Annotated in this window: 2 protein-coding genes; both read left to right on the top strand. The window is 66.7% G+C overall.

All coding sequences use genetic code 11. The annotated features are described in order from the left end of the window. Positions 1-164: 164 nt before the first annotated feature. Positions 165-2,624: a PAS domain-containing sensor histidine kinase gene (locus tag B551_RS15680; RefSeq protein ID WP_006578781.1), complete on the top strand. Its 2,460-nt coding sequence runs from the start codon at positions 165-167 to the stop codon at positions 2,622-2,624. Between the two features lie 56 nt (positions 2,625-2,680). Next, the coding region (locus B551_RS15675) for a response regulator (protein WP_043440124.1) at positions 2,681-3,115 on the top strand (435 nt) is incomplete at its 3' end.

Here is a 3,115-nt window from a genome sequence, read left to right as displayed (position 1 = left end):
CCGGGTAGTGTGCCAGGTGGTGCGACGGCTCCCGCTTCCACGCCCAGTCCCGCGCCGGCCTCGGCGCCCGGCATCGGCAACGCCCGCCCGCCTTCGCCGGCGTCCGCGCGCACGGTCGCCGGCATGCTGGCACCGATCTCGCTCTCGTCGCTGGTCGCCGAAGCATGATCTCCCCGCTGAACAGCGTGCTCGACAGCCGGCTGCGCCGGGTGCTGAGCCGCGTGGTCGCCGGCACCATCGTCTTCCTGGCGCTGGTGCTGGTGGTGCTGTTGGCCGCCGCGTCCGCCAATACCGAGTTCTTCGACCGCTATTTCACGCTGCTGTACAAGATCAATCTGGTGATCGGCGTGCTGATGGTGCTGATCATCGGCGCGCTCGCGGTGGCGCTGTGGGTCCGCTATCGCCGCGGCAAGTTTGGCACGCGGCTGATGACCAAGCTGGCGCTGTTCTTCGGCATCGTCGGCGTGCTGCCGGGCGTGCTGATCTATCTGGTGTCGCTGCAATTCGTCTCGCGCAGCATCGAATCGTGGTTCGACGTGCGTGTCGAGACCGCGCTCGAGGCGGGCCTGAATCTGGGCCGCTCGACCATCGACAGCGCGCTGGCCGATCTGCAGGCCAAGGCCCGGCAGATGAGCGACCAGATCATCAGCGCGAGCGAGCCCACCAACTCGCTGCAGCTGAACCGGCTGCGCGAACAGTACGGCGTGCAGGAGGCTTCGATCTTCACCGGCGGCGGGCGTGTGATCGCGTCCGCGTCGAGCAATTACGCGATGCTGGTGCCGAGCCTGCCTTCCGGCGTGCTGGTCGAGCAGGCGCGGCTCGCGGGCGGCTACGCGGCGGTCGAGGGCGGCACCGATCCCGGCACCGACGGCGGCAGCGATGGCCATCCGCAAGCCGAGCGCGCCGACGCCAATCACCTGTACCGGCTGCGCGTGATCATTCCGCTGGGCACCGCGGCGCCGACCGACGAAGCGTCGCTGGGCGCGGCGCAGCGTCCCGCGGGCAAGGACCGCTGGGCGGGCTCGGGCCTGTCGCTGGAGCGGCGTGCCGAGGACTATCCGTCGTCGGGCTTCGGCCTGATCGGCGATACCGTGCGCGAGGAACGCTATCTGCAGATCGTGCATCCGGTCCCCGCCGTGCTGGCGCGCAATGCCGACGAAGTCCAGCGCGCCTACCAGGACTACCAGGAAAAGGCGCTGGGCCGCACCGGCCTGCGCAAGATGTATATCGGCACGCTGACGCTGACGCTGTTCCTCGCGGTATTCATCGCGGTGATGCTGGCGCTGCTGCTCGGCGGGCAGCTGGCGCGGCCGCTGCTGATGCTGCTGCAGGGGACCAAGGAAGTCGCCGAAGGCGACCTGTCGCCCAAGCGCGAACTGAAGAGCCGCGATGAGCTGGGCATGCTGACGCAGCAGTTCAACATGATGACGCGCCAGCTGGCCGAGGCGCGCCTGGCCGTCGAGCAGAATCGCGCCGCGCTCGAGCAATCGAAGGCCTTCCTCGAAAGCGTGCTGCAGAACCTGACCGCCGGCGTGCTGGTGATGGACCGGCGCTTCTCGCTGGTGACGGCCAACCCCGGTGCCGAACGCATCTTCGGCCAGCCGCTCGGCCCCACCATCGGGCATCCGGTCGAGGCCATTCCCGGCATGGCGGCGTTCGGCGAAATCGTGCGGCAGGCCTTCTCCGAGCAGAGCACCAGCGAGGTGCTCGGCGGCGCCGCGCACTGGCAGAAGCAGATCGAACTGCCGCATGGCGACGAGGAACAGCCGCTGACGCTGTTGGTACGCGGCGCGCGGCTGCCGGGCGGCGACCATGTCAGCGATCATGCCGAGCCGGGCTATGTGGTCGTGTTCGACGATATTTCCGATGTGATTTCGGCTCAACGGTCGGTCGCATGGGGCGAAGTGGCCCGGCGCCTCGCGCATGAAATCAAGAACCCGCTGACGCCGATCCAGCTGTCGGCCGAGCGGCTGCAGATGAAGCTCGCGTCCAAGCTCGAAGGCATCGACGCGGACGTGCTAAAGCGCGGGGCCACCACGATCGTTAACCAGGTAGCGGCGATGAAGCGCATGGTCGACGATTTCCGCGATTACGCCCGCACGCCGCCGGCGATGCTGCAGACGCTGCAGCTCAATGCGCTGGTGGCCGAGGTCCTGCATCTGTACGGTATCGACGATCCCGGCCTGCACGAGCATCCCGTGATTCATCCGTCGCTGGCCGACGATCTGCCCGACATCAAGGGCGATCCGACCCAGCTTCGGCAGGTGATACACAATCTGCTGCAGAATGCGCAGGATGCGGTCGCGGAGAACGTGGCGGCGGGCCGTCCGGCGCCTTGTATCGCTCTGCACACCGAGACTGTAGAATACAAAGATCCTGCCGGCGAAAGCCGCCAGGCTGTCAAGCTGACCATCGCTGACAATGGTCCGGGGTTCGCCCCGCGCATCCTGAGCCGCGCGTTCGAGCCATACGTGACGACCAAGGCCAAGGGGACGGGTCTGGGTCTTGCGATGGTGAAGAAGATCATTGACGAACATGGGGCGCGCATCGAACTGCGCAACCGCATGGAGGGCACCGAAGTCGCCGGCGCCCAGATATCGATCCTGTTCGCCAAGCTGGCATAGTGATGCATGATGATGCGGTCCGACCCGGAACGCCGCGGAGGGGTTAAGAGGAAAGTATGGCAACCATCCTCGTAGTCGACGACGAAATGGGTATCCGTGAACTGCTCTCGGAAATCCTCAGCGACGAAGGCCATGTAGTCGAAGTAGCCGAAAACGCGCAACAAGCCCGTGAATACCGTGCCGGCAATACGCCCGACCTGGTGCTGCTCGATATCTGGATGCCGGACACCGACGGTGTGACGCTGCTCAAGGAATGGTCCTCGCAGGGCCAGCTGACGATGCCCGTGATCATGATGTCCGGGCACGCGACCATCGATACCGCGGTGGAAGCGACCAAGATCGGCGCGCTCAATTTCCTGGAAAAACCGATCGCGCTGCAGAAGCTGCTGTCCGCGGTCGAGCAGGGCCTGGCACGCGGCCAGGAACGTCCGCGCGCGGCCGCCGCGCCCGCTGCACCGGCCGCCGAGCCCACAGCTCGCGCCGCCGAGACC

Source organism: Cupriavidus sp. HPC(L), assembly GCF_000307735.3.
Classification (GTDB): Bacteria; Pseudomonadota; Gammaproteobacteria; order Burkholderiales; family Burkholderiaceae; genus Cupriavidus.
The sequence above is the reverse complement of the archived record's forward strand: the minus strand, read 5'-3'. Positions and strand labels throughout refer to the sequence as shown.